The organism is Tellurirhabdus rosea, assembly GCF_026278345.1.
Lineage (GTDB): Bacteria > Bacteroidota > Bacteroidia > Cytophagales > Spirosomataceae > Tellurirhabdus > Tellurirhabdus rosea.
In genome coordinates this window covers 1,700,476-1,726,935 of record NZ_CP111085.1, presented here as the reverse complement: position 1 = coordinate 1,726,935, position 26,460 = coordinate 1,700,476, and the positions used below count along the sequence as shown (strand labels likewise).

The window sequence follows — 26,460 nt, the reverse complement described above, 5'->3', positions numbered from 1 at the left end:
ATTGGTGTGTGGATTAGGTATGTGCTTTGGTTTCGACACGGGCTCAAGCCCGTGGATACGTTTATTCTGCGTAAAACTCCTGGTACGCATGCTGTAAGGCACGGCGCCAGATGGGCAGCGGATAGACCGCGGCAAAGCAGTCAAATCCGTATTCAATTGCCGCTTCGGCCTCCGGAAATTCCGTCACAATCCGGGCAACCATATTGGCCATCAGTTGCGCGTGGCCGATGTCTTCGGTGGCGTGTTCGTCGATGAATCCCCGGGCTTCCGCCGGGAAACCTTTGGCTTTCAGAAATACCTGTGCCCGCTCGGTCAGGATGGGCGTAAGGCCCTCGAACAGGTACATATAGCCGAGGTACGCAAACGGATTCTCAAACTGGGCCAGCATCCGGCACGTGGCGGCCATCGCCAGCGACTCGGGCGTCATGCGGCGGGCGCGGGCCCAGGCCTCTTCGCCGCCGAGCCTGACAAAGTCGCGCAGGGCCATTTCGCCGTGGTCCACTTCCGAGAGGTCGTGGAGGATGAGCGGTTTCATCAGGTCCGGGCGGTTTTTGGGCAGGCGGCTGATGGCCATGAAGGTCGCTTCGGTAACGTGCGGACCGTAGGAGAAAACTTCGAGCAGGATGTACTTGACGATGAGGGCTACCAATCGCGCGTCGGTGTCGGGATCGGCGATCATCTGGTAGAGTTCACTTTGTTCTACTTCCGCCAATACGGCTTCCATCTTGCGGTCGAGTTTCTGGACAAACGCCAGCGCGGCGGGTGTAGCCGCTGATTTTTTCAATACAGCCATGTAAATAAGAAGGTTGTCAGGACAATCGCGCCCGGCTCCCGATGGCTGAGCGCTGGAACAAAGGTAGAGGGAGGTTATGGGGAGGAGTAGGGGAGAAAAGCGGAAAGAATAAGGAAGAGAGTGACCTATTTTGAGGCGGGTTTATTACAGGTGGAGATACGGGAATTTTCCCGTATCTGAAGATGCTACAACGATAAATATTGCGTTTTATATATAATCATAATAATTTTAAATACTTTACTTTAGTTGTGTATTTTTTAATAATAAAACACGGAACGCCTTAATACATGAACACACATGACAATAAATTGGATGTTCAGATTGATATTCTTATCAATAGTCTGGAAAAGATCGTTGAAGGGTTTATAAAAGCAAATAGTGAAAAGTTTTATAGTGATAACTTTAAATCAAACGTAGATATTATATTTAACATTCTTAGCGAATTTCAGGCAGATCAAAATATTAAGATTGCTGAAAGTGCAGGAGGGTTTATAGATAGGATAGACGCCAAAGCGCATAAAATAGAATTTGATCAATTTCGATCCAGCCCCTTTAGGTCGCCATTAATAAGAGAGTTCGAGCCTTTAGTGTGTGAAGCTTCATTTGTAAAAAAGCTTGTTGAGAGATTAGGAGATAGAGATTACTTATCAGTTATTTTGGGTATAAATAGGAGAAGTTTGAATATGATGTTAGTGGCGGTTGACTCGCAAGGAAATTTCATATTCGATGACTCAAGAAGTGAAGGAGATAGAGAAGATGTACTCAACGACATGAAGCCATGTCCACCGCCAAACTGTAAAGATTTGTCAGAAATCTAATGATGCATTATGCCTTGGTATTTTGGAGTGGCCTATTTTGTTATAATCTTTGGTGTTATTTCAGGTGGATTCCGCTACAGCAGGCTTAACAACTCAAGCAAAATATTATATCTATTACTTGTTGCTACCTTGTTTTCAGAAGTTCTAGCCCTTGTTTTTTCGAAAGTTATTAAAAATAATCTTATTATTTACCGGGTATTTGCTGTTGTTCAGATTGTATTTATAACGTGCGCTTACTTCGTTGAACTAGTGAGGTATAAGAGATTGTTCATAGGTTCTGTATTTATATATTTTTTAGTATATTTATTCGAATTGGTAAAAGATTTTAAGTATATTTCTAGTTTGTATCCAACAATTGTTAAATCGTACGGAAGCACCCTTATTGTTACTTATTCTTTGCTGTACACTTATGAGCTTCTCGTTGCTAAGAATAATAAAAGTTATTTAAATTACCCTCTCTTTTGGGTAAGTGGCGGGTTGATGGTATTTTCTATTATTACGCTATTGAATTTTAGTTTATTTAATTCAATAGCTGTTGATAAAAATTTATATAAATTATTTGAGTATACAAGAATAGGGGCAAATATTATGTTGTACTTTACATTTTGTCTTTCTTTTTTTACAAAACAATATCAATTATAAGAGTGAAAATGTAATGTCAAGATTCCAGGAGGAGGTAGTCTATGCTTTATTTTCTACCACGCTGGTAATGTTATTTTTGATTATTTTCATCATCACCTTCGCCCTCCTCTTCCAGCGCCGCCAGACCCAATACCGACTCGAAAAACAAGCCCTCACCGAAGCCTACGAACGCGAAATCCTCAACTCCCAGATCGAAATCCAGAACCAGACCCTCAACCACCTCGGCGAGGAACTACACGACCATATCGGGCAGATGATGTCCCTGACGCTGCTCCTGCTCAACCGGCTCGACGAGGACCTTGCCGGAATGCCCCAGCAGCCGATGCTCAAACGAGCCCTGGAGGTGGCCGAAACCACCATGCAGGATATCCGCAACCTCTCCAAAACACTCGACTCCAGCACCATCCACCGCTTTGGCCTTGAAGAAAGCCTCCGCCTGGAACTGGAACGCATCCAGCGGGCCGGCCGCTACGAAACCCGCCTCGACGTTGCCGGAACGCCGTATGGGCTCGGGCCTGAGACCGAAACGGTCCTGTTCCGCATGGCGCAGGAATCGCTCAACAACGCGATCAAGCATGCCCTGGGCCAGCAGCTGACCATCGGGCTGAATTACCTCCCCGATACCTTCTCCCTCACCATCGCCGACAATGGCCGGGGATTCTCCATCGACGAAGCGCTCAACCGCACCATCGACCGCGCCGGGTCCGGGCTGCATAACCTCAACCGCCGAGCGCGGCTCCTCGGCGGAAATTGCACCCTCACCAGCATACCCGACCAGGGAACCCGCGTTACCATCCAGATCCCCCGCTCTTCCCCGGCCTCCCTACCGCTTACGAAAAATACCTAAATAAACACACCGGTGACATTGCATTCATTGCGCGAACTATGTTAATTGTCAGGCAGAAACGGTTACCCTGACCTGCCTATGAAAACGACAATCGCTATCACCGACGATCACCGGCTGCTTGCTCAGGCACTTTCGGATATGATTCAGAACTTCGAAAAGTACGAGGTTGTCTACATTGCCGGGAACGGGAAAGAACTGCTTAACCAGATGCAGCGGGGGCCGGTACCCGACATCGTTTTGCTGGATATCAGCATGCCCGAAATGGACGGGTTCGAAACCGCACTTCACCTCAAACAACATTATCCTGCCGTGAAAATCCTGGCCTTGTCGATGACTGACCGGGAAGAGCACATCGTCCGCATGATTCGTCACGGTGCCAGAGGATATCTCCTGAAAAGTTGTCGCCCCTCCGAACTCCGCCAGGCGCTCGACGACATCCGCCTGCGGGGATTCCATTATTCGGAGTTCCTCACCAATCATCTTGTCCGCAGCTTAAATCCTACCGAAATGAATACGACCTCTGTCAACTTTACCTTTAACGGCCGGGAACAGGAGTTCCTTAAGATGGCCTGCAGCGACCTTACCTACGCCGAAATCGCCGACAAGATGTGCGTCAGTACCCGTACCGTGGATGGATACCGGGAATCCCTGTTTCAGAAAATGAACGTCAAAAGCCGCGTTGGAATGGCGATTACGGCCATTCGGATGGGATTGGTACAGGTATAAAAAATCCCGCTCCGGCAAACGCAGGGCGGGATGTGACTGGTGTGGATTGTATACTCGGTTAGCTATTCGGGAGCAGAACTTTGTCGACGACGTGAATCACGCCGTTTGACTGGTTCACGTCCTTGACGGTGACGGTCGATTTTCCGCCTTTTTCGTCCATGATCACTACTTTCTTGCCGTCCATGCTGGCGGTTAGGGTGCCACCCGCGGCCGTCTTCAGGGTTGCTTTGCCATTGCCGTCCTTAATCATTTTGGCGAGTTCGGTCGAACCGATCCGGCCGGGTACGACATGGTACGTCAGGACGCCCTGCAAAGACGACTTGTTCTCAGGTTTCAGCAGGGTTTCGACGGTGCCTTTCGGCAGTTTGTCAAACGCCTTGTTGGTGGGGGCGAAGACGGTGAACGGTCCGGCGCTTTCGAGCGTGCCGACGAGGTCCGCCGCCTTGACGGCGGCCACCAGCGTGGTATGGTCTTTTGAATTGACGGCGTTCTGAACGATGTTCTTGGTTGGGTACATCGGCGCCCCGCCAACCATTACCGTATTATCCTGCGCAAAGGCAGACAGACTCAGCGTAGATGCAAGTGCAAAAGCGGAAATAAACTTCCGGAACGATTTCATGATGTTGTCGAATTAGATTAGTTGAACGAATTGTATGGGTGAGATGCATCTACAAAAAAACTTACGGCCGTTCTGACACTTTGGATTTAGGGGAGGGCAAATTTTTTCGGAGGCACTTCCGGACCGGGTAGTAATTCCTACCAATTCCGGCTGTATTTTTGTATGAATAAGCCCTTTAGGCCATTCGAATGACGAAAATCGTTGATCATATCCGTAACGCGGGCGACAAAACCATCTTCAGTATTGAGGTGATTCCGCCCATAAAAGGCGATAATCTGAAGAACCTGCTCGACAACATCGAGCCGCTGATCGAGTTCAAACCGCCGTTTATCGACGTTACCTACCACCGCGAAGAATACATCGAACGCCCGGAGCCGGACGGAACCATCCGCAAAATCGTGACCCGCAAGCGGCCCGGAACCGTAGGCATCTGTTCGGCCATCATGCACCGCTTTGGCGTGGACCCGGTGCCGCATGTGCTCTGCGGGGGCTTCACCAAAGAAGAAACGGAAGACTTCCTGATCGATTTGCAGTACCTCGGCATCGACAACGTGCTCGTGCTGCGCGGCGACCCGGCCAAGCCGTTCAAGGATTTTAAACCGAAGGAAAACGGGCACGCCTACGCCAGCGAACTGGTCGAGCAGGTGTGCAGCATGAACCAGGGTGTGTACCTGCACGAAGGCGAAACGGCCCTGAGTCCGACGGACTTCTGCATCGGGGTGGCGGCCTATCCCGAAAAGCACTTCGAAGCGCTCGACCACGACACGGATTTCAAGTATTTGAAGCTGAAAATCGACAAGGGGGCGGATTACATCGTCACCCAGATGTTCTTCGACAACAGCAAGTACTTCGATTTTGTCCGGCGCTGCCGGGAGGCGGGCATTCACGTTCCGATCATTCCGGGCCTGAAACCGCTGAGTACCCGCAAACAACTGGAGGTGCTGCCGCGGATTTTCCACCTGCAAATGCCTGAAGACCTCATCAAAGCCGTGCAGGCTTGCGAAAATGACCAGCAGGCCCGCCAGGTCGGCATCGAATGGTGTATCCAGCAAAGCCGCGAACTGATGGCGGCGGGCGCCCCGGTGCTGCATTATTACACGATGGGTAAGTCGGATAACATCGTAAAAATCGCCCGGGAAGTGTTTTAATCCTGAAAAACTCTGTGTAACTCTGCGTTTTGCTTCGTCCGGTCCGGCGGCGAAAACCACCCGCGGACGGCGGAGAAAGCCGCAACGAGTTACACCGAGATGATCCGACAAATCCTTACCCTTCTGTTGGTGTCAACCGCCGCTTTCGCGCAGCGGACGGACACCACCTACCGCCAGAATTACCGCCCGCAGTATCACTTTTCGCCCCGCATCAACTGGACCAACGACCCGAACGGGCTGGTATACCACAACGGCGAATACCACCTGTTTTTTCAGTACAACCCGTTCGGCATCCGCTGGGGACACATGACCTGGGGCCATGCCGTCAGCCCGGATTTGTTCAACTGGAAGGAACTGAAACCGGCGATTCCGGAGGACAAGGACGGCATGGCGTTTTCGGGAAGCTGCGTGGTGGACAGCAAAAACACCAGCGGCTTCGGCACAAACGCGATGGTGGCGATTTACACCAATCATACCGAAAAAATACAAAGCCAGTACATCGCCTACAGCCTCGACAACGGCCGGACCTGGACCAAATACCCCGGCAACCCGGTCATCGACCTCAAGGAAAAGGACTTCCGCGATCCGAACGTGATCTGGCACGAACCGTCCGGCCGCTGGATCATGACCGTGGTGCTTTCGACGCAACGGAAGGCGCTTTTCTTCGCTTCCAGAAACCTGAAACAGTGGGAGCGGACCGGCGAATTCGCCTTTGCCGACAACGGCCCGGACGGCATCTGGGAATGTCCCGCCCTGATTGAACTGCCCGTAGAAGGCCGTAAAGAGAAAAAATGGCTGCTGCTGCTTTCGCTCGGGGGCGGCATGCCGGCCGGAGGAACGGGCATGCGGTACTGGATCGGCGATTTCAACGGGAAGGCGTTCCGGACGGATATGAAGCCGGGAGATGTACGGCTGGTCGATTATGGCAAGGACTACTACGCGGCCATTACGTTCAACCACGCGCCCAAACCCCTGAGTCTGGGCTGGCTCAACAACTGGCAATACGCCAACGATATTCCGACAACGCCGTTTCGGGGAGCCATGACACTGCCGCGCGAACTGAAGATTGTCCGAACCAAAAATGCGTATGAACTGCGCCAACTACCCGCCAGCCAGATTCGCCCGCTGACCTCGGACAGCTTCCAGTGGCGCGGAATCGATGTAGCCGAATTGAATAAAAGCCTGAAAGACAACCGGATCAAAGGCGACTCCTACGTCCTGACGGTGGAGGCCGACCTGACGGCGGATGTGGCCGTGGCCGTCCGGAAGGCCGGCGAAGAAGAGACGGTCATTGGCTACGATCTGGCCCGGCAGGAACTGTACGTGGACCGCACGAAGTCGGGTAATACGAAGTTTCACAAGGATTTTCCAGCGCGGACATCGGCCCCGCTGAAACTGGCCACAACGGGGGCAAACAGCCTCATTCCGACCCGGCTAAAGCTCCAGATTTTCGTAGACCGCTCGTCGGTGGAGGTCTTCGCCAACGACGGGCAGGTGACGCTGACGAATCTGATTTTTCCCGGTCCCAACAGCCAGGCCATCGAATTCCGGGGCGAAGGCTGGCGGTCGGTCACTCTCCGAAATGTGGAATCGGTCTGGTGATTGGTGCTTTCGGAGGGCATTGGAAAAATCTGCGCCAATCTGGGCCGGAAATCTGCGTATATCCGCGTGAACTCTTTCTTTTACCAAAAAAACACAACTTAAACCACCATGAAATCACTCCTGACCGCCTGTTTCCTTCTGGTCACCACGTTTGTTTTCGCCCAATCGGCGGACGAAAAAGCCGTCATGGCCGCCGAGAAACAGCGTTTTGAGGCGCAGGTCGCCAAAAATTACGACGTACTGAATAAAGTGCTGGCCGACGACCTGATCTACACGCATTCCAACGGCAATCAGGATACCAAGCAGTCCTACATCCAGTCCATCAAGGACGGCAAATCGAAATACGACGCCATCGACGTGCAGGAGATGAAAGTCCGGGTGTACGGCAATACGGCTATCATCAACGGCGTGTGTCTGATTAAAGCCGCCAACAACGGCGAAACCATCAACACCCGACTCCGCTATACGGACGTATACGTCAAAAAAGGCAACCAGTGGCAGATGGCCGCCTGGCAGTCACTGCGCTTGCAGAATTAAAAATTAAAAGTTAAGAGTTAAAAATAGGCTCCGCTTTGCCTAGATCACCGGCACCTGCAAAGCTATTTTTAACTCTTAACTCTTAACTTTTAATTGCCACCCGGCATCGTTCGCCCTGCAGCATTTCCAACCCGCCCTCTTCTACGAGCAGGCGGGTTTTTTCGTTATCAAATTCTTCGCGGTTGCGTTGGCGGAGTTCGCGGCGTTTGATGGCTTCCAGAAAGCGACGGATGTCTTCTTTGGTTTCGAGCAGCAGCGGCGGCACTTCGGTCGGCTGGTTGTTGTCGTCCTTGGCGACCATCGTGAAGTAGGACGTATTGGTATGCTTCACGACGCCCGTTTTGACATTTTCGGCGATGACTTTGATGCCGATGATCATCGACGTGCGGCCCACGTAATTGACCGAAGCCAGCAGAGAAACCAGCTCACCCACTTCCACAGGCTGCCGGAATTCGACGTTTTCGACCGAAACCGTGACGCAATAAGCGCCGGAGTGTTTGGAGGCGCAAGCATAGGCCGCCTTATCCATCAGCGACAGCAGGATGCCGCCGTGGATCTTCCCGCCGAAATTGGCGTAGGCGGGAATCATGAGTTCGGTAAGGGTGATGCGGGAGAAAGAGACGGGGCGCATTGTCTGAACCGGGATTTACGCTGATTGGGCTGATTAACATGATTTCGTTGAGCACCGGAGACTTGTCGTTTCGTCAAGAACCGGGGTAGTCCTAAAAATCAGTTGAATCATTTAAATCAGCGTAAATCCCGGTTCAGACGTCAATTACACGCTGAAGCTTTCGCCGCAGCCGCAGGTCCGGCTGGCGTTAGGATTTTTGAACTGGAAGCCTTTGCCGTTGAGGCCGTCGGAGAAATCCAGTTCGGTGCCCGCCAGATACAGCAGGCTTTTTTTATCGACGTAAATCCGGATGCCTTTGTCCTCCACGACATGGTCGGTCGGCTGCTGGGCCGTATCGAATTGCAGGTCGTACATCAGGCCCGAACACCCGCCGCCCTCCACGGCCACGCGGATGGCGTAGTGGTCGGTAAGGCCCTCTTTCTGACGGAGTTCAATGATTTTATCTTTGGCTTTTTCAGTAACCGATACCATAGCGGTAAAAATGAATAATGAACCGAGCGGCGAACCGTCGAGCGGCGAACCGCAACGAATAATGAAAATTAGCGCCTGAATATTGGTAAGCAAGGCTAAGCTATTAACTTTTGCCAGAAATGAAAAGTTCGGTCGGGTGCAGGGAAGTCGCGTGGACCAATGCTGCCGGCCGGTCATCCCTAATCCACGAGTATGTTTACAAACGTCGAGCACATCGGAATTGCCGTCAGGAACCTGGCGGCTTCCAACAATTTATTTACAAAGCTGTTGGGAGCGGAGCCTTACAAGTCGGAGGCCGTTGAATCGGAGGGCGTCACGACCTCGTTCTTTCGGGTCAACGAAACCAAGATCGAACTGCTGGAAGCCACGCGCCCGGATAGTCCGATTGCCAGATTTATCGAAAAGCGCGGCGAGGGCGTCCACCACGTTGCGTTTGAAGTCGTCGACCTGCGCGTCGAGATCGAGCGTCTGACGCTTCTGGGTTTCCAGTTTTTGAACGAAACCCCTAAAAAGGGCGCCGATAACAAGCTGGTCGTTTTCCTGCATCCGAAAAGCACGAACGGCGTGCTGGTGGAGTTGTGTCAGGAAATCAAGGCCTAAACAATCCCGCTCCTTCAACCATTTTCATCAACAAATCACTACTTTTCTGACCACGTACAAGACCACATCATCATGAAGTACTATAATTCCATCATCGACACCATCGGCAATACCCCGCTGGTCAAACTCAATAAGGTGACCAAGGGCATCCGGGGGACGATTCTGGCGAAAGTCGAATATTTCAACCCCGGTCAGTCCGTGAAAGACCGCATTGCCATCCGGATGCTCGAAGACGCCGAAAAGGCGGGCGTCATCCGGCCGGGCGGAACCATCATCGAAGGCACCTCCGGCAATACGGGCTTCGGGCTCGCCCTCGCCGCCATCGGAAAAGGCTACAAATGCATTTTCACGATGGCTGACAAACAGTCGAAGGAGAAAATCGACATCCTGCGCGCGGTGGGGGCCGAAGTCGTCGTGTGCCCGACCAACGTAGCCCCGGAAGATCCGCGCTCGTACTACTCCGTCGCCAAACGGCTGAATCAGGAAATCCCGAACTCGTTTTATCCCAACCAGTACGACAACCTCTCCAACACCGCCGCCCATTACGACTCGACCGGCCCGGAAATCTGGCGGGACACGGACGGCAAAATCACGCATTTCGCCTCGGGCGTCGGGACGGGCGGCACCATCTGCGGCACGGCCAAATTCTTGAAAGAACAGAATCCGGACGTTGTCACGATCGGCCTCGACACCTACGGCTCGGTGTTCAAGAAGTACAAGGAGACGGGAATTTTCGACGAAGGCGAGATTTATCCGTACCTGACCGAAGGCATCGGGGAGGATATTCTTCCCAAAAACGTCGATTTTAGCATGATCGATCATTTTGTCAAAGTGACCGATAAAGACGCGGCGATCATGGCCCGGCGTCTGTCGCGGGAGGAAGGGCTGTTTATTGGCTGGTCGTGCGGAACGGCCGTGCATGGGGCGCTCGAATGGGCGAAAGATAACCTGAAGGACGACGACGTGATGGTGATTCTGCTGCCCGACCACGGCACGCGCTACCTCGCCAAGATTTACAACGACGTCTGGATGAAAGACCACGGCTTCCTCGAAAGCCGGGAGTTTGCCACCGCCCGCGACATTATCCACAGCAAGAACGGCAGTGCCAAACTGACCACCGTCAGCCGCAGCGCCACCGTGGCCGAGGCCATCCGGACGCTCAACCAGCGCGGCATTTCCCAGATTCCGGTTACCGACGAGCAGGACCACATCGTCGGCAGCCTGACCGATTCGACCATCTTAAGCAAACTCATTGAAGACCCCGCCATCAAGGACGTGCCCGTCAGCGAGGTCATGGACAAGCCGTTCAAGTTCGTCGGGCTCGACAACACGGTGGACGTGCTTTCGTCCCTGATTGACCGCGAAAACAAGGCGCTGCTCGTGCGGGACGAAACGGAGCAGGTGCATATCATTACACAGGCCGACCTGCTGGCCGCGATGACCACTTAGACAGAATTCGGCGGCGGGACCAACCCTATTTTTGCGCAGCGGGTTACGTAAAAAACATTCCCCGAAAACACATGGAAATGTCGCGTACTCTGGCCGCCCGAACGGCAAACTGGGCCGAAACTATTCAGCCGAAGCGATTTAAGTGGTACCATGCCGCCCTGTTCTTTGCGGCCGTAACGGTAGCGGCGGGCCTGTCGGCTCGCAGCAGCCGGCAGCGGAGCCGGGAACAGCAGCACGAAGACGATCAGGATTTTTACCGAAAGCAGAAACTGCCCGTCTGGGCGCCACCCGCCGGGTTGTTCGGTCCGGCCTGGACGCTGAACACCCTCTGCCTGACCTGGGCGGGGCTGCGGCTGCTGAACAAACCCGGCTGGTTTCCGAACCGGCGGGCGCTGCTGCTGCTGCAGGCGCTGCACTGGCTGGATTTCACAACTTTTGGTTACGTGTATTTCCGCCGCAAAAGTCCGATTCTGGCGCTGGTCTGGACGCCGGCCGATGCCCTGCTGAACACGGCGGCCTATACGCTGGCCCGGCCTTACGACCGGCGGCTGGCCAACGCCTACCTGCCCGTCATGGCCTGGACCTGGTTTGCCACTTCCGTAGCGGCTTATCAGGCGTTGTACAATCCCGATCGGGGCCTGGGGCTGGAGGCTCCCATCCAGTTGTGGGAAGGGGAGAAAGCTCCGTTCGAGGATGAGGAGACGGCCGGAGAGCCGCAGGCGCATTTAAGCGATTATTCTTCTTTGTAAAAGAAAATCGGCGGACCCGGAAGGCCCGCCGATTTTCTTACCGGCGGTTGTCCTCGCCGCTGATCATGCTCAGGTAACTCCAGTAACGGCTCTCGGCAATCTCGCCTTCGCCCACGGCTTCCTTGATGGCGCAGCCCGGTTCGTTGACGTGCAGGCAGTTGTGGTAACGACACTGGTTCAGGCGGTCGCGCATTTCGGGAAAATAATGGCTGATTTCCTCTTTCGACATATCGGCCAGACCCAGTTCCTTGATGCCCGGCGTGTCGATGATGAAGGTATCGGGTCCCAATTCGAACATCTCGGCAAAGGTGGTCGTGTGGACACCCTTGTTGGCAAAAGTCGAAACTTCGTTCGTCCGCAGATTCAGATCTGGGGCAATGGCGTTGACCAGCGAGGACTTCCCGACGCCCGAATGGCCCGACAGAAGCGTGATTTTGCCGCCGAGCAGTTCCTGAAAGTCCTGCACGCCCGTTCCTTCGGTGGCCGAGGTGGACAGGGTGGCGTATCCGATGCCTTCGTAAAGGTCCCGGATTTCCTGCTGGTAGGCCAGCCCTTCTTCGCTCAGCGTGTCTGTTTTGTTGAAAACCAGCGTGGTCGGGATGCGAAATGATTCGGCTGTAATCAGAAAACGGTCGATGAACCCGAGCGAAGTCCGCGGCATGGTGAGCGTGACGATCAGGACGGCCTGATCAAGGTTGGCGGCGAGAATATGTCCGTGCGCCGTTTTGTGGACCGACTGCCGGATGATGTAATTTTCGCGGGGTTCGATATTCAGGATGACGGCCGTGTTTTCGGTTTCGTCTTCCACTTCGTACCGGACCCGGTCGCCCACGGCAATCGGGTTGGTTACTTTCAGCCCGGCGATTTTGAATTTACCTTTCAACCGGGCGCGGTAGGTGTGGCCGTCCCCGGTGCGAATGTCGTACCAGGAGCCGGTGGAGCGTATGACGAGAGCTGACTGCAAAGATTTTAACGGTTATTTCGCAAAGTTTATCAAAGAATCTCAAAGGGCATCAACGATTTTCCAATCAGGCTTGATGACCCGTCGAACTCTTTTAACAAGGAGAGGTGCAAATTGATTAAATGTCTTACTGGGTATTCTTTGATAAACGTTGCGAAATGACTTTTTGAGTTACTTCCATGACCAGAGCCGTGGCGCCCACTCCCGAAGCCACATAATCCGCCGAGGCCTTTGCCGCGGCCGTGTGCGCCTGTTTATCCCCGTAAATCCGCTCAAAAGCGACCCGGAGGTGCTCAGAGTTCCCGACCGAAAAAGCGCCGCCAAGCCGTACCAAATCCACCGCCTCCTGAAATTTTTCGTAACGCGGCCCGAAAAACAGCGGCATGCCGAACGTGGCCGGTTCGAGGATGTTGTGCAGCCCTTTGCCAAACGCCCCGCCCACGTACGCAAAGTCGCCGTACTGGTACAGGGACGTAAGCATGCCGATGTTGTCGATGATTAAATAACGGGAGTCCTGAACGGCCGACTGATCGCGTCCGGCCTGAACAACTTCGGAGTAACGAACGGATTTGCCGGACAACTGACCGCGCCAGCGTTCGATTTCGGCGTCGTGGATTTCGTGCGGAGCGATGATCACCTTCAGCGGTTTGTCGAAAGCGTTGAGGACCGGAATCAGCACATCCATATCGGCCTGCCAGGCGCTGCCAATCACCAGAAGCGGGGTGTCTTCTTTGAACGCTTCGGCAATTAGAATGGGTTTTTTGTTCGCGACAATCTGCGCCACCCGGTCGAAACGCGTGTCGCCTGCCCGGGTGACGGCCGTAAGTCCCAGGCTCCGCAGCAGCTCGTCGGACTCTTTGTTCTGGACCAGAATGTGATCAAAATACGTCAGCAACTTTCGGTAGGGACCGCCGTAGGGTTTGAAAAAGACCTGACCGGGCCGAAAAATGGCCGAAAAGGAAAGGGTCGGCACACCGCGTTGGTGCAGTTCGCGGAGGTAATTGTACCAGAATTCGTACTTGATAAAAAAGGCGATGGCGGGCCGGACGGCCTCGATCAATTGCCGGGCGTTGTCGGGTGTATCGAGCGGGAGGTAGAAGATGTAATCGGCTCCGGCATAATTTTTCCGAATCTCGTAGCCCGAGGGCGAGAAGAAGGTAAGCAGGATTTTGTACTCCGGGTATTGCGCGCGGAAGGCTTCCATGACCGGCCGCCCCTGCTCAAACTCGCCCAGCGAAGCGGCATGGAACCAGGCCACAGGAGCTGTATTGCCGGACAACGCCTGCTGAATCCGGGCGAGCAGGTCCCGCCGCCCGGCCGCTGCCAGCCGGGCTTTGGCGTGAAACGGAGACGCCAGCCGGAGGGCGGCGCCGTAAAGCCGAATGGAAAGGGTATAAACGAAAGAAAACAAAAGAATGCTGTTTGGTTACTGCGGCAAAGCTACGAATTTCCCGCCCCGGTCGGCGGGCAACGGACCTGACCGCCATAGGTTCTTGCCGAATACTGGATAGAGAACCCTTTTAGCGGTTGAAGACCCTGACAGGTTTAAGGTCCTGGAACCCTTTCAGGAGCTTTGAATGTTGGGGGAGCACCCCTGTAAGCGGTCGAAGACCCTGGCAGGGGTGGGTTGAACTTTTTCCGCCCAAAATGCTTTATAACAAACGAATACAGCATTCAAATCAATGAATTGGAATAAACTGCAAGACGGAGCGCAGCTCGAAGCAATTAAACAGGAGTCGGCCGGACAACCGGTTTTGATCTTCAAACACAGTACCCGCTGTTCGATCAGCGCCATGGCGCTGAGCCGCCTCGAACGGAGCTGGAACGAGGCCGCGGGAATCAAGCCTTACTACCTGGATTTGATCTCGTACCGTTCGGTTTCCAATCAGGTTGCCGAAGAGTTCGAAGTGGAACACCAGTCGCCGCAGGTGCTGCTGATTCAGAACGGGGAGTGCGTGTACGACGCTTCGCACATGGCGATTTCGTTTGACAGTCTGAAAGATCAGGTGGTACAAGCCTGATGTTGCGTTATAGATTCAGCAAAACGGCCCGCTTTCCTGAAGCGGGCCGTTTTGTTTTAGGGCTGTTTCTGAAGAATGAAGGCGGCCTGGTCGCCTTTCTTTTCCTGATTGAGTTTTTCCGCCTGCCGCTGATACGCCATTTTTTTCAGCTTGCGGTCCACTTTTGACGAATACAGAGCGGAGGCGTCTTCATACATGGCAATGTTCCGTTTGTACTTTTCGCTATGGACAAACTGGGCGCTGTCGGAGTCGTATCGCACGTCGATCAGTTTCAGCCCTGCCTGCCCGGCCAGCAGGGTCATGCTTTCCACGGAATGCAGGTACAGATGCCGGGGCGCATCGAGCTGAAACCAGTCGGTCCGGTAATGCTCCCAGGCGTAAGAAGACACCGTGGGAATCCGGATCAGGCAGGTCCCCTGATCGGCCAGCAGCCTCGCCGCCGCCTGCAGGGTCGCCAGCGGATCGGGAACGTGTTCGTAGGAGTGGTTGAAAATCAGCACATCCCATTGACCCGAAACGTCTTCCAGAAATTTTTTCTCCACTTTGTACCCGTTCGGGTAGAGAAGCGAATCGGGGATGAACGGGTCCACACCCTGGACGTTTTTCATGCCCAGTTCATACAGGGGGTAAAGGTAACTGCCCTGCCCACAGCCCACATCCAGAATCCGGGAGTCGGTCCGGACGCCTACGTGACCCAGAATTTCGTACTGTTCGGCCTGCATCAGACTGTTGAGCAGTCCGGCAAAAGCGGAATTGGGAAAGAGGGCGGCGGCGTAACGGGCTTTGCGCACGAACCCTTTGACGCCTTCGTAGACGGCCCGCCGCGGGGCGGCAAAGCCATTGTAATCCGTTGGATAATACTTCGCCAAATCGGCCGGAATGGTTTCAATCTGAAGGCAAAGGCACTGGCGGCATTGAAAATAGGTGAATTCTTCCCGGGTCCCGAGCATCATTTCGCGTGCCCGGTACAGCGCATTTCCTTCCGCGTTTCCGCAAATTCGACAAGTCATAGGGTTGGAATAATTTCGGATCAGGTCTGGGCGCGTTATTCCCGAAGGGTAATTCTGGCCCGGTGGCACACGCCGCCCACCGGCGGATTGAACTTGGAAACGCTCACTTCGACACTGGCGACATCCGGATACTTTTTCTTTATTTCTTCGATAATCGTGTGGGCAATGTGTTCCAGCAGACGGGCCGGGCGCTGCATGGCTTCGTGGGTGATGCGGTAAAGCTCTTCGTAATTGACCGTTGCACTAAGCCGGTCGCGGCGGGCAGCTTCCGTAAAATCGGTCGTTACGGTGATATCGACGGAGTATTTGTTGCCGATCTTCTGTTCTTCGTCGTAAAAACCGTGATACGCGAAAAATTCAAGTCCTTCGAGTGAGATAGTGCCCATGCTGGTTATTGCCATCCGGCCCAAAAGGACCGTTAATGACCATGCCTGACAATGTTGTTGGGGGCGAAAATAAAGAAAAAGGCTGACCTGCGGGCCAGCCTTGGGGTTTAAATCTGGTCGAAGAACGAACCGCCGGTTTTTGTCGCCGAACTTTGCTCTTCCGGAACGGGCTGTAAATCCGGGTCGTGGGACGCCGCTGGCGGGGTCGGCTCTTCAATCGGCTCTACGACAGGCAGTCCGGCCTCGCCGGCTTCGGTGGCCTGGGCCATCACCGGGTCTTCGTCGAGGACCGCGGCGGCTTCCGGATAATAGCTATCCGGGGAGGTCGGCGTCTCCGGCGTATCGTTCGTGGTCAGAACGGTTTCGAAATCATCGGCTTCGGCGGCTATGGCCGGCGCGGCGGTGTCGTCGGCGGGCGCCTGGGCGGTCAGTTCGTCGAGTTTACCCTGCATCGACTGCTGGCTGTATTTCCGCTCAAACCGTTCGATGCTGTCCATGGCGTTGGAGGCCAGCGTCCGGACCTGCGAAACGAGGTTGTCCCGGTAGCGTTCCATGGCTTTGAAGTCGTGCTCCATCGACCGCAGGTCGTTGGCAATGCTGTCTTTGAGGAACCGGGCCTGATTTTCGGCATCCTGCATCATCAGGGCCGATTTTTTGCGGGCATCGGCTTCGATCTGTTCGGCCCGTGTTTTGGCTTCCATGACGAGTTGTTCGGAAGCCCGTTCGGCCTGGTCACGCATCTGGGTGCTGTTGTCTTCCGCAATTTTGAGCGTTTTAAACAGCGTATGCTCAATTTCCTTTAATTTATTCAGTTCTTTTTCAGCCAGTTCGAGCTGCATTTTGAGCATTTTCTGTTCGCTCAGAACGCGTTCCCATTCCTGCGATAATGACGCCAGAAAAGCTTCCACTTCGTCTGTCCGGTAACCGCGCAGAGCTTTTTCGAACGTGTGCTGACGTATTTCGATGGGCGTAATTTTCATATTCAAAAGGGCGTTGGGGTGATTGGTCATCACCGTGTATTGTATAAAAGTAACCCGGTGTGCCGGTAAATATCAATTTTTTGTTAAAAAAAATACCGAAAAAAGCACCCGAAGCGCATTTTGTTTACTTATCGGCCCACTTCCCAAACCGAAATCAGCCGGTCGTCACTGCACGAAACCAACTGGTTCCGAAAATCGGACCACCAGAGCCGGTTGACGGATGTGCCGTGTCCGGCATGGCGGGCGCGGTCGATGACTTTCAGCAGCCGAAACGTGGCGGCATCCCAGATTTTTACGGCCTTGTCCATGCTGCCGGTAGCAAAAAGGGTTCCGTCCGGGCTATACGCCAGGTGGTTGATGGCGTACAGATGGGCCGGAATGTCGTGAATCGGTACGTAACCGGCGGCCACGTCCCAGACTTTCAGGTGAGCGTCACGACCGCCGGAAAGCAGAAAACGGCCGTCCGGCGAATACTGAACGGTGAAGACGGAGTTGGTATGGCCCGTCAGAACTTGCCGCAGCGTCAGGGTTTCGGCATCGAAAATCCGGATGATGGCGTCGCTGTAGCCTACGGCAAAAACCGGTTGCTCCGGATGCACGGCAATGGCCCGGGCGTTGCTCTCCGAGGCTTTCAGATGCTTGCGGACGACGGGCGCTTCGTCGGGCAGCCCCGCGGTGTCCATGACCACCAGCACGCCGTCGGACAGAGCCACTAGGGCCAGATTGTTGAGAAACTTAATGTCGAAAATTGCCGAATTGGTAATCCGGACGGAGTGCACCTCGGCCTTAGTAACGGGGTCTACCAGATGAACGCCGTCGAAATTCTGCCCGATCCAGAGGTGGTTGCGGTCGGGATCGTAGGCCAGGGCGTAGACCGAAGCGGGAACGCGCGCCAGCAGTTGCCCGAGGTCCGGCCGCTGGAGTTGCCAGCTGACGACCAGCCCGTCGGCCCCCGACGAGAAGAACTGCCCCGGCGCCGGACCGGGAGCCAGCGCATACACGCAATCGCGGTGCCCGGCAAACGTATCGATTTTTTGGACGTTCATAGGAAGAGTGGTCAGTGGACAGTAGTCAGTGAACAGTGGCTTCGCCAGCACTATACTCACAGCGAAGTACTAATCACTGTTACACTGACCACTATTCACTGACTACGGTTTCTTATTTTTGCTCAAAATTAACCGGAATACCGAATGCCTTTGCACCAGATGCTGCGTCTGAACGCCGATTGCTCGGTGGCGTTGTGGAAAATTGAAGAAGAGGAAGCCGATCTGCGACCGCTTTTGCGTCTGACGGGCGAGGAGGAACAGGACCTGAGCGGCATCACGCATCCCGGCCAGCGGGCCGAATGGCTGGCCTGCCGGGTAGCCATGCAGTACCTGACCAGCGAGGAAGGGCTGGCGTATGCCGGTCTGGAAAAGGATGAACACGGAAAGCCGCATCTGAAAAGCCAAAGCGCCCGGATTTCGCTCTCGCACACCCACGGCTGGGCCGCCGCCGCGCTGCACCGGACACGCCCCGTCGGAATTGATGCCGAACCGCTGCGGAAGCAGTTGAAGCGCGTGGTGCCGCGTGTTTTGTCAGACAGCGAAATCGAGCATGCGGCCGGCGACCTGGATCGCCTGGCCGTGTACTGGTGCGCCAAGGAAGCCCTGTACAAACTGTACGGCAAACGGCAGCTGACCTTTCGGGAGCATTTGCACGTTGAGCCGTTCGCCGACGGGGCCGAGCGGCTGGTGGGCCACGTCCGGCTGCCGGAATACGTAGTCGAGCTGACGATTTACTGTCTGAAAATCGGGCCGGGACTGGTGGCCGTTGCCCTGTAACCCGGAGTGATACTCCGGGCACTTCTCAGCAGCAAGCCCGGAGTATCACTCCGGGTTACGGGCTTACTTGTTCGTATAATCCGACATGGGCGGAGCGGCGTCCTCGTCCTGGATGGCGTCCATGATCCGTTCTACTTCCTGTACCCGGGCCGTATCGCCGTTTTTTTCGAAGGCCAGCATCAGGTTGCGCAGGACCCGCCGGATGATGTCCACGTGCGAACAGGGCTGGTAAAACGTGTCGTTCTGCTTCAGGTTCAACTGTCCGATATAATGGTCGATATCCGATTTGGAAAAGACCAGTCCGCGGTTGAAGACGTTGATGTAAAACTGCGTCGTACCCTGCTTGTACGTCAGCACAAACAGGCTCGGCAGGTTAACGCCGTACACTGGAATTCCGAGCTTCTGCGCAATCAGCATATAGATCACGCAGAGCGAAATGGGGTTGCCGCGGCGCGTTTCCAGCACCACATTGATCATCGAATTGGCCGGAGAATGGAAGTGCTTGGTGTTGGCGGCAAATTTCAGATTGTTGAAAAAAACGTTATTGAGCGTTTTGATCTGGTCCACCGGATGCATATCGGTACGCACTTCCAGCCAGACTTTGTAGTACAGTTGCTCGATGTCCCGCCGCAGATTTTCCAGCGACAGGTCCGGATACTGGTACGTCGCCACAATCCACAACCCTTCGAGCAGATCGAGCCCGCCGCCTTCTTTCCAGATTTTAATGCGTTCAAGAACAGACTGATACTGCAGGTCGTGGATCAGCTCCTCGATTTTTTTCTGCACCACCGGGTTGAAACTGCCTTCCCATTCGGTCTCCAGATACGGAATCATTTGTCCGCCCAGTTCCCGGATGCGCTGTTCGACATGTTCCGTGATTTCGTGGTCTTCGTCGTCCAGCAGCGATATTAATGCTTTAATTTCGGTATCGTTCATCATGCCTGTTTGCGGAAGGAGGTGCCTCGCTATCTACCTGATAACCGTTCCGGTAACCGTCCCCCAAGATAAAAACAATTTTAAGAAAGCTGCCATATTTCCTACTTTTGCCCACGTTCGCAGAACAGCTCCGGGAAGAGAACAAAATTTGACCTCCGGGAAGTTTACCGCTTCGGCTCAATTTTTGTTCGATCACCGAGGGACGGTCCGGTAGTTGCCAGACAGCGAAGCAAACAAGATCGTAACCCATAGCAAATGAAAATACTGGTAACGGGCGGGGCAGGCTTTATTGGTTCGCATACCGTCGTCGAATTAGTAAACGCCGGATACGAGCCGGTCATTATCGACAATTTCTCCAATTCGGAAACGTCGGTTCTCGACGGGCTCCGGCAGATTCTGGGCCGCGAGGTCATCTGTTATTCCGAAGACTGCAACAACGCCGACGCGCTTCACCGCATCTTCCGTGATGAACAGATCGAAGGCGTGATTCACTTTGCAGCCTACAAAGCCGTCGGGGAATCGGTCGAACAGCCGCTCAAATACTACCGGAACAACCTCGATTCCACGATGCTGCTGCTGGAGACCATGCAGCAGTACGGAGTCAGAAATTTCGTGTTTTCCTCTTCCTGTACGGTCTACGGCCAGCCGGATCAACTGCCGGTGACCGAAGCGACACCCCGCAAGCCCGCCCAGTCGCCCTACGGAAATACCAAAGCCATTTGCGAAGACATCATCCGGGACACGGTGGCGGCGAAAGCACCGATCCGGGCCGTGGCGCTGCGGTATTTCAACCCCATCGGGGCGCATCCGTCCGGGCTGATCGGCGAACTGCCGCTGGGCGTTCCGAGCAACCTGGTGCCGTTTATCACCCAGGCCGCCGCTGGCATGCGCGAAAAAATTACCATTTTCGGGAGCGATTACAACACGCCGGACGGAACCTGCATCCGTGACTACATCCACGTCGTGGACCTGGCCCGGGCGCACGTGCAGGCCCTGCGCCTGCTCGACCGGCAGGAAGCCGACAGCTTCTACGATATTTTCAACGTCGGAACCGGCAACGGCAACACGGTGCTGGAACTGATCAAAACGTTCGAGGAAGTCAATAATCTGAAGCTGAATTATGCCATCGGGCCGCGCCGGGCGGGCGATGTGGAGCAGATTTACGCCCAGGTCGATAAAGTAAATAACGTGATGGGCTGGAAAGCCGAGCTTACCGCTGCCGACAGCCTGCGCGATGCTTGGCGCTGGCAGCAGAATTTAATAAAAAAGTAGTTTCGGGGCCCCTTCCATCAGCACTTCGAAACCAGAGACTCAAAACACAATGAAAAAGATTCTGATTACCGGCGGGGCCGGCTTTATCGGTTCGCATGTGGTCCGGCTGTTCGTTCAGAAATATCCGGAGTACCAGATTTACAACCTGGATAAACTGACCTATGCCGGGAACCTGGAAAACCTCACCGACATCGAAAATTCGCCGAACTACACGTTCGTCAAAGGCGACATCACAGACGCGGAGTTTCTGGCCCAGTTATTCGCGGAAACGTCGTTTGACGGCGTGATTCACCTGGCCGCCGAATCGCACGTGGACCGCTCGATCTCCGACCCCATGTCGTTTGTGATGACCAACGTCGTAGGGACGGTCAACCTGCTGAACGCCGCCAAGAGCAGCTGGGCCCCGTCGGGCTTTGCAGGCAAGCGCTTCTACCACGTTTCGACCGACGAAGTGTACGGCTCGCTGCACAACCCCGACGAGTTCTTCACCGAAACGACTCCGTATGATCCGAAATCGCCGTATTCTGCTTCCAAAGCGGCTTCGGACCATTTTGTACGGGCGTATCAGAATACCTACGGCCTGCCGACGGTTGTCTCCAACTGCTCCAACAATTACGGCCCGAATCACTTCCCCGAGAAGCTGATTCCGCTGATGATTCACAACATCCGCAACAACAAGCCGCTGCCGGTCTACGGCAAGGGCGAAAACGTCCGCGACTGGCTCTACGTCATCGACCACGCCCGCGCCATCGACGTCATTTTCCACAACGGTCAAACCGGGGATACCTACAACATCGGCGGTTTCAACGAGTGGAAAAATATCGACCTGGTGAACCTGCTCTGCAGCATCATGGACCGTAAGCTGGGCCGTCCGGAAGGAACCTCCGCGCAACTGATTACGTACGTCACCGACCGCGCCGGCCACGATCTGCGGTACGCCATCGATTCCACCAAGCTGAAAACCGAACTCGGCTGGGAGCCGTCCCTGCAGTTTGCCGAAGGGCTGGAAAAAACGGTGGACTGGTTCCTGCAAAACCAGTCCTGGCTCGACAACGTCACGTCCGGCAACTACCAGAAGTATTACCAAGACATGTACGCAAATCGTTAATTGCGAATGAGTGAATGAGCGAATAGCTCCGCTTTTTCAAATGCCTGCTTCTCGGCGAAGCTATTCACTCATTCGCTCATTCACTCACTAAAAATATGAAAGGCATCATCCTCGCCGGGGGCTCCGGCACGCGGCTGCACCCACTGACACTGGCCGTTTCCAAGCAATTAATGCCGGTTTACGACAAACCGATGATTTATTACCCGCTGTCGATCCTGATGCTGGCGGGTATCCGCGAAATCCTGATCATTTCGACGCCCCACGATCTGCCGAACTTCCGCAAACTGCTGGGCGATGGCTCACAGGTAGGCTGTCAGTTCAGCTATGCCGAGCAGCCCGAGCCCAACGGGCTGGCGCAGGCTTTTGTCATCGGCGCGGATTTTATCGGCAGCGACAAGGTCGCCCTGATTCTGGGTGACAATATTTTCTACGGCTCCGGTCTTTCCAAACTGTTGCAGGCCAACAACGATCCGGACGGCGGCGTGGTCTTCGCCTACAAAGTCGGCGATCCAGAGCGCTACGGGGTGGTGGAGTTCGACGACAACAAAAACGCCCTGTCGATCGAAGAAAAGCCGGCTCAGCCGAAGTCCGACTACGCCGTTCCGGGCTTGTATTTCTACGACAACGAGGTGGTGGAAATCGCCAAAAACCTCCAGCCGAGTCCGCGGGGCGAGTACGAGATTACGGACGTGAACAAGGTGTACCTGGAGCGGGGCAAACTCCGCGTGGGTATTCTGGACCGGGGCACGGCCTGGCTCGATACGGGCACGTTCCCGTCGCTGATGCAGGCGGGGCAGTTTGTGCAGGTCATCGAAGAGCGCCAGGGCCTGAAGATCGGCTCCATCGAAGAGGTGGCCTACCGCATGGGCTTCATCGATGCTGATCAACTCCGTTCGATTGCTACGCCACTGGTAAAAAGCGGGTACGGGCAGTATCTGCTGAATCTGCTGAAATAAAAGCGACAAAAGAAGCCGGAAAGGCTGTGCGTGTCAGGAATTGGGGAACCAGATTCGGGCATGCACAGCCTTTCCGGCTTTATGGCAAATAAAAAACGTCCCGCGAAGCCCCGAGACGTTTTCCCTAAACCTAACCTATGAGATGAGAAGTCTTTGGTTACCTGCCAGAGGGCAGAAAGAACCAATCCCCGTTGCAAAAGTGCAACCTATATCACTCCGGCGGTAGAGCAGAAACCCGGATTTTTGTGACTGTCCGTATCTCCCCGGAAAGTACGCGGTTTCTTTCTGCGCCCTGCGTACTTTTACGCATTTTCCTTCAATTATTTATCGGTAAAAACCTTGATAATCATTTGATTATGGGCGCTCGTTTGAGCGGTTGTGTTTTGTATGTCTGCAGAAAGGCAGTAAACTTGTACAACCTAAAACAAACCGAACCCATCTGTCTATCATGGCTTTTGAACAAAGAGAGTACAATGGCGATGTAGGAACCTTCCTGCGGGGCGCCGATGCCCTGGAGCGCCGTTCCCTGTATAAAAAAATTGGTCAGGAAGAACTGGAATACCTCCGGGAAAAAGGCTACAAGGTGGGCGACCTCACCCAGGCGGAATTCTTCGGAATCAACCGGATTAACCAGCTGCTGGGGCGTAAGGACTGCGTGGGAATCCGGATTTATTACGGCTTCCGCTGGGAGGATGCGGATGGCAACGTGACCCGGGAAGGCGAAGGGGAACTGCGCCCGCGTCTGGTGCTGGTAGGTACCCGGGCCGACGGCTCGGATATTTTTGATAGTCCCGTAGGCTTGAAAGGGGATGGAGATGGTGAAGCGCTGGGCGACGGGCTGCCTTGTCCGCAGATGTGTGCACCATGATCACTTTCCACGTTAATGCTGGACCATTTTATAAGCCTTGTTCAGAAGTTTCCGTTAAGCATTTTTGCTGAAGTTTTTACGGTCGTACCCATTGCTGCCGGAATTATTCAGTTTAAAAGGCTCGGCCCGGGAATGAAGGCGCTGATGCTGTTACTGGCGCTTATTTTACTCAGAGACTCCGTTTCTGATTATTTCGCCGCAAGACAGATCAGTAATCTGTTCCTTTACAATACTTCGGCTCTGCTGGAGGCTATACTGGTCTATTTTATATTCATCGGGAATCTGAAAAATAAAAGAACCAAAAGATACATCCTTTATACCTTACTGTTAACCACAATTGCCGGCCTTCTTTTCTGGAGTAATGCCGAAATATCTTCCGAAACCCTGGTCCTTTCCAAAGTATTTAACATCATTATCGTTTTAACGTACTTTAATTACCTGCTGTCCGAATTGCGAATTGCTAACATCCTTATTCATTCTTTATTCTGGGTAGGAAGCGGATTAATTCTTCAGGCAACCGGTACTTTTTTTGTTTATCTATTTTCGAAAATAATCTTTTCGACCCAGTCGGACCCGGAAATTTTTGTTTACTACTGGAATTTCGGGCAGATGATGTACGTCATCTTTTGCTGTTTTGCGGCCGTCGGCCTTTGGGTCAGCAAGTACGAAGGAGTAGATAACCAGTCTTTGTCTTAATTTTACTGCGAAACCACGTTTAAACCTTTTCACACAATATGTTCACCGGAAATGAAGGCCGCTTTCTGAAATCATCGGAAGCGGAAGAATTAAAGAAGGCTTACCGCGACAAAAAGGCTGATCTGAAGGATGATGAGTGCGTGCGCTCCGAGTTTTTCGGAATCCATAATCTACAGCAAATCCTTAACCAGCCGGGTTGCGTCGGAATCCGCGTTTACCAGGCGAAGCGGCAGGAAAAGCTGAACGGGAAGGACCATGTTATTCCCCGGGTCGTCCTGGTTGGCGTAGACGAAAAAGGAGAAGACATCCGGAAACTGGTTCCGCTGGACAAAGCAGGCATGAAAGACATGGTGTCTGATGAGGGACGGGACGGTGAACTGGGCGATGGGCCGGTTTGTCCGCCGCATTGTAAATAATTGACCTGCTGCCGTATGCTGAACCGATTACTTGAAATCGTTGCTAAATATCCGCATGATTTTGTACCCTACCTGTTTCTGGTTATCAGTTTCGGATTTGGCATACGGCAGCTAAAATATCTGGATAAAGGCTTCCGGGTGCTGCTTCTGTTTTCGGGAATAGCGGTGTTGGTTGAAAGCCTGATGATTGTTTATGCGCTATTAAAATGGAATAATACGTTTCTGGTTAATTTCTTTTCGCTGGCCGAACTATTCTGCTTCTCTGCTTTTTTTTATTTATACATCAACAGCAAAAGAAAAAAACGAGTTATTGCTGCCTTATCGATTATCTATTTTGTTATTTATTTATACGGCTTCGAATGGAGTATTATTTCTAATTATATTATTGGGATTCAGCGATTGATTTTTATTGCTTTTGCTTTAATGTTCTTTCAGAATGTGCTATCAGAGTTAAAGGTCGCCAATATTATCGGCCATGCGGCCTTCTGGTTTAGCGCGGGACTGCTGCTTTTTAGCGCGGGCACGCTATTTATTTTTCTCTTTTCTACATTTACGCTGGATGTTGAAAATCCGCAAAACATTTTTGATTGGTCGTGGACGGTTACACAATATTTTAGCGCTGTTTTTTACCTTTTTGTTACGGTCTCATTCTGGCTGAATAAAAAGGAAATGCAGCACGGGCAGATGAATGGCTATCATGCTTGAACCTTACATCCATCTCATCCAGAAATATCCCACCAGCTTCCTGATGGACTATTGTCTGCTGGTGAGCTTTCTCTCGGGAATCATCAACTTCCGGTTCATGGACTCTGCCAACCGGGCGATTTTGGGTATGATCGCCGTGACGCTGGGAATTGAACTGGTGCTGATCCACTATGCCTCTCAGGGAAGCAACAACCACTTTCTGTTTTCCCTTATTTCGCTGGTGACCGTCGTGGGCATGGGCGTCGCCTTTACGCGGGGGGCCGTGAAAGCGTCGGAGAAATGGAGTGTCGGGGCAATTGTTGCGGTTTACTCCCTGATTTTTGCCAGCGATTTTCAATGGACGAGGATAGTTGAACATCTGCTGGCCATCGAACGGCTCATCCTCCTGGGATTCGTTCTGCTGTATTTCCGGAGAATGATAACCCAGATGCACGTGTCCAACATGCTGAGGCATGCCATGTTCTGGAACTGCGTCGGAATTATTCTGTACGCCTCCGCTTCCCTTTTTATTCTGCTGACAATTCAGTTCCCCTTTTTCAACGCTTCCCTTTTCAACACGAAATACGAGGCCTACTGGCTTTTTGCCCAATGGGGGGCGGGATTCATGTATCTGGTGATGGGCACCGCCTTCTGGGTCCGCCGGGTAGAAGTACTGGAAACCGCGATTTGACCATTTATACAATCGGGTAA

General features: G+C 53.5%; 31 protein-coding genes. 20 read left to right on the top strand and 11 right to left on the bottom strand.

Annotation, left to right across the window (positions count from 1 at the left end):
- Positions 1-61: 61 nt before the first annotated feature.
- Complete coding sequence (locus tag ORG26_RS07235; RefSeq protein WP_266368039.1) at positions 62-793, bottom strand: iron-containing redox enzyme family protein; 732 nt, start codon at positions 791-793, stop codon at positions 62-64.
- 287 nt (positions 794-1,080) lie between these two features.
- Here ORG26_RS07235 and ORG26_RS07230 point away from each other — a divergent pair, with 287 nt between their 5' ends.
- The 4 genes from ORG26_RS07230 to ORG26_RS07215 all read left to right on the top strand — a co-directional run bounded on the left by ORG26_RS07230 (position 1,081) and on the right by ORG26_RS07215 (position 3,826).
- Positions 1,081-1,611, top strand: coding sequence for a hypothetical protein (locus tag ORG26_RS07230; RefSeq protein ID WP_266368037.1), 531 nt, complete (start codon positions 1,081-1,083; stop codon positions 1,609-1,611).
- A gap of 9 nt (positions 1,612-1,620) precedes the next feature.
- Entirely contained in the window at positions 1,621-2,253 is a 633-nt protein-coding gene (locus ORG26_RS07225) for a hypothetical protein (RefSeq protein WP_266368035.1), read from the top strand.
- Between the two features lie 67 nt (positions 2,254-2,320).
- Positions 2,321-3,100, top strand: a complete 780-nt coding sequence (locus ORG26_RS07220; protein WP_266368033.1) for a sensor histidine kinase — start codon at positions 2,321-2,323, stop codon at positions 3,098-3,100.
- 78 nt (positions 3,101-3,178) lie between these two features.
- Positions 3,179-3,826 carry a response regulator gene (locus ORG26_RS07215; RefSeq protein WP_266368031.1) on the top strand — a complete coding sequence of 216 codons (648 nt, stop codon included), beginning with the start codon at positions 3,179-3,181 and terminating at the stop codon, positions 3,824-3,826.
- Positions 3,827-3,884: 58 nt separating this feature from the next.
- Here the strand turns inward: ORG26_RS07215 and ORG26_RS07210 are convergent, their stop codons facing one another.
- On the bottom strand, positions 3,885-4,445 hold the full coding sequence (locus ORG26_RS07210) for a fasciclin domain-containing protein (RefSeq protein WP_266368030.1): 561 nt from the start codon (positions 4,443-4,445) through the stop codon (positions 3,885-3,887).
- 188 nt (positions 4,446-4,633) lie between these two features.
- Between ORG26_RS07210 and metF the strand changes: the two genes are divergently transcribed.
- The 3 genes from metF to ORG26_RS07195 all read left to right on the top strand — a co-directional run bounded on the left by metF (position 4,634) and on the right by ORG26_RS07195 (position 7,732).
- Positions 4,634-5,593: a methylenetetrahydrofolate reductase [NAD(P)H] gene (gene metF, locus ORG26_RS07205; protein ID WP_266368029.1), complete on the top strand. Its 960-nt coding sequence runs from the start codon at positions 4,634-4,636 to the stop codon at positions 5,591-5,593.
- 99 nt (positions 5,594-5,692) lie between these two features.
- Positions 5,693-7,195 (top strand): glycoside hydrolase family 32 protein, encoded by a 1,503-nt coding sequence (locus tag ORG26_RS07200; protein WP_266368028.1) that lies wholly within the window; start codon positions 5,693-5,695, stop codon positions 7,193-7,195.
- A gap of 108 nt (positions 7,196-7,303) precedes the next feature.
- Positions 7,304-7,732, top strand: coding sequence for a nuclear transport factor 2 family protein (locus tag ORG26_RS07195; protein ID WP_266368026.1), 429 nt, complete (start codon positions 7,304-7,306; stop codon positions 7,730-7,732).
- 82 nt (positions 7,733-7,814) lie between these two features.
- On the opposite strand, the gene ORG26_RS07190 is transcribed toward ORG26_RS07195, so the two are convergent.
- Both ORG26_RS07190 and ORG26_RS07185 read right to left on the bottom strand, forming a co-directional pair.
- The gene (locus ORG26_RS07190) at positions 7,815-8,363 is read right to left on the bottom strand and encodes an acyl-CoA thioesterase (protein WP_266368025.1); all 549 of its coding nucleotides are present in this window, start codon (positions 8,361-8,363) and stop codon (positions 7,815-7,817) included.
- Between the two features lie 144 nt (positions 8,364-8,507).
- Positions 8,508-8,834 (bottom strand): HesB/IscA family protein, encoded by a 327-nt coding sequence (locus tag ORG26_RS07185; protein WP_266368023.1) that lies wholly within the window; start codon positions 8,832-8,834, stop codon positions 8,508-8,510.
- A gap of 192 nt (positions 8,835-9,026) precedes the next feature.
- Between ORG26_RS07185 and mce the strand changes: the two genes are divergently transcribed.
- The 3 genes from mce (at position 9,027) to ORG26_RS07170 (ending at position 11,632) form a co-directional block, all read left to right on the top strand.
- Positions 9,027-9,434 (top strand): methylmalonyl-CoA epimerase, encoded by a 408-nt coding sequence (gene mce / locus ORG26_RS07180; protein ID WP_266368021.1) that lies wholly within the window; start codon positions 9,027-9,029, stop codon positions 9,432-9,434.
- A 72-nt stretch (positions 9,435-9,506) separates the two neighbouring features.
- Complete coding sequence (locus ORG26_RS07175; RefSeq protein WP_266368019.1) at positions 9,507-10,883, top strand: cystathionine beta-synthase; 1,377 nt, start codon at positions 9,507-9,509, stop codon at positions 10,881-10,883.
- A 77-nt stretch (positions 10,884-10,960) separates the two neighbouring features.
- Positions 10,961-11,632: a TspO/MBR family protein gene (locus ORG26_RS07170; RefSeq protein ID WP_266368017.1), complete on the top strand. Its 672-nt coding sequence runs from the start codon at positions 10,961-10,963 to the stop codon at positions 11,630-11,632.
- A 37-nt stretch (positions 11,633-11,669) separates the two neighbouring features.
- Here ORG26_RS07170 and rsgA read toward each other — a convergent pair whose 3' ends face one another.
- Positions 11,670-12,596, bottom strand: a complete 927-nt coding sequence (gene rsgA, locus ORG26_RS07165; RefSeq protein ID WP_266368016.1) for a ribosome small subunit-dependent GTPase A — start codon at positions 12,594-12,596, stop codon at positions 11,670-11,672.
- A gap of 124 nt (positions 12,597-12,720) precedes the next feature.
- Complete coding sequence (locus tag ORG26_RS07160; RefSeq protein WP_266368014.1) at positions 12,721-14,004, bottom strand: 3-deoxy-D-manno-octulosonic acid transferase; 1,284 nt, start codon at positions 14,002-14,004, stop codon at positions 12,721-12,723.
- Between the two features lie 271 nt (positions 14,005-14,275).
- Here ORG26_RS07160 and ytxJ point away from each other — a divergent pair, with 271 nt between their 5' ends.
- A complete protein-coding gene (gene ytxJ, locus ORG26_RS07155; RefSeq protein WP_266368012.1) occupies positions 14,276-14,614 on the top strand; it encodes a bacillithiol system redox-active protein YtxJ in 339 nt (112 codons plus the stop codon).
- Positions 14,615-14,670: 56 nt separating this feature from the next.
- Here ytxJ and ORG26_RS07150 read toward each other — a convergent pair whose 3' ends face one another.
- The 4 genes from ORG26_RS07150 to ORG26_RS07135 form a co-directional block, all read right to left on the bottom strand.
- Positions 14,671-15,624, bottom strand: a complete 954-nt coding sequence (locus tag ORG26_RS07150) for a class I SAM-dependent methyltransferase (RefSeq protein ID WP_266368010.1) — start codon at positions 15,622-15,624, stop codon at positions 14,671-14,673.
- Positions 15,625-15,659: 35 nt separating this feature from the next.
- Positions 15,660-16,010, bottom strand: coding sequence for a dihydroneopterin aldolase (gene folB, locus ORG26_RS07145; RefSeq protein WP_266368008.1), 351 nt, complete (start codon positions 16,008-16,010; stop codon positions 15,660-15,662).
- A 107-nt stretch (positions 16,011-16,117) separates the two neighbouring features.
- A complete protein-coding gene (locus tag ORG26_RS07140; protein ID WP_266368007.1) occupies positions 16,118-16,990 on the bottom strand; it encodes a DivIVA domain-containing protein in 873 nt (290 codons plus the stop codon).
- A 128-nt stretch (positions 16,991-17,118) separates the two neighbouring features.
- Complete coding sequence (locus ORG26_RS07135; protein ID WP_266368005.1) at positions 17,119-18,036, bottom strand: WD40 repeat domain-containing protein; 918 nt, start codon at positions 18,034-18,036, stop codon at positions 17,119-17,121.
- A gap of 144 nt (positions 18,037-18,180) precedes the next feature.
- Here ORG26_RS07135 and ORG26_RS07130 point away from each other — a divergent pair, with 144 nt between their 5' ends.
- Positions 18,181-18,813 (top strand): 4'-phosphopantetheinyl transferase family protein, encoded by a 633-nt coding sequence (locus tag ORG26_RS07130; RefSeq protein WP_266368003.1) that lies wholly within the window; start codon positions 18,181-18,183, stop codon positions 18,811-18,813.
- A 63-nt stretch (positions 18,814-18,876) separates the two neighbouring features.
- On the opposite strand, the gene ORG26_RS07125 is transcribed toward ORG26_RS07130, so the two are convergent.
- Positions 18,877-19,749, bottom strand: coding sequence for a transglutaminase-like domain-containing protein (locus ORG26_RS07125; protein ID WP_266369339.1), 873 nt, complete (start codon positions 19,747-19,749; stop codon positions 18,877-18,879).
- Between the two features lie 255 nt (positions 19,750-20,004).
- Here ORG26_RS07125 and galE point away from each other — a divergent pair, with 255 nt between their 5' ends.
- From galE to ORG26_RS07085, 8 genes are all read left to right on the top strand, one after another.
- Complete coding sequence (gene galE / locus ORG26_RS07120; protein ID WP_266368001.1) at positions 20,005-21,021, top strand: UDP-glucose 4-epimerase GalE; 1,017 nt, start codon at positions 20,005-20,007, stop codon at positions 21,019-21,021.
- Between the two features lie 49 nt (positions 21,022-21,070).
- Complete coding sequence (gene rfbB / locus ORG26_RS07115) at positions 21,071-22,129, top strand: dTDP-glucose 4,6-dehydratase (protein WP_266367999.1); 1,059 nt, start codon at positions 21,071-21,073, stop codon at positions 22,127-22,129.
- Between the two features lie 95 nt (positions 22,130-22,224).
- The gene (gene rfbA, locus ORG26_RS07110) at positions 22,225-23,085 is read left to right on the top strand and encodes a glucose-1-phosphate thymidylyltransferase RfbA (protein WP_266367997.1); all 861 of its coding nucleotides are present in this window, start codon (positions 22,225-22,227) and stop codon (positions 23,083-23,085) included.
- 448 nt (positions 23,086-23,533) lie between these two features.
- The gene (locus ORG26_RS07105; protein ID WP_266367995.1) at positions 23,534-23,953 is read left to right on the top strand and encodes a hypothetical protein; all 420 of its coding nucleotides are present in this window, start codon (positions 23,534-23,536) and stop codon (positions 23,951-23,953) included.
- Between the two features lie 15 nt (positions 23,954-23,968).
- Positions 23,969-24,649 carry a hypothetical protein gene (locus ORG26_RS07100; RefSeq protein WP_266367993.1) on the top strand — a complete coding sequence of 227 codons (681 nt, stop codon included), beginning with the start codon at positions 23,969-23,971 and terminating at the stop codon, positions 24,647-24,649.
- A 38-nt stretch (positions 24,650-24,687) separates the two neighbouring features.
- Positions 24,688-25,065 (top strand): hypothetical protein, encoded by a 378-nt coding sequence (locus tag ORG26_RS07095; protein ID WP_266367992.1) that lies wholly within the window; start codon positions 24,688-24,690, stop codon positions 25,063-25,065.
- A 15-nt stretch (positions 25,066-25,080) separates the two neighbouring features.
- A complete protein-coding gene (locus ORG26_RS07090; RefSeq protein WP_266367990.1) occupies positions 25,081-25,770 on the top strand; it encodes a hypothetical protein in 690 nt (229 codons plus the stop codon).
- Positions 25,763-26,440 (top strand): hypothetical protein, encoded by a 678-nt coding sequence (locus ORG26_RS07085; RefSeq protein ID WP_266367988.1) that lies wholly within the window; start codon positions 25,763-25,765, stop codon positions 26,438-26,440. Before ORG26_RS07090 ends, ORG26_RS07085 begins: the two co-directional genes overlap by 8 nt.
- Positions 26,441-26,460 lie beyond the last annotated feature (20 nt).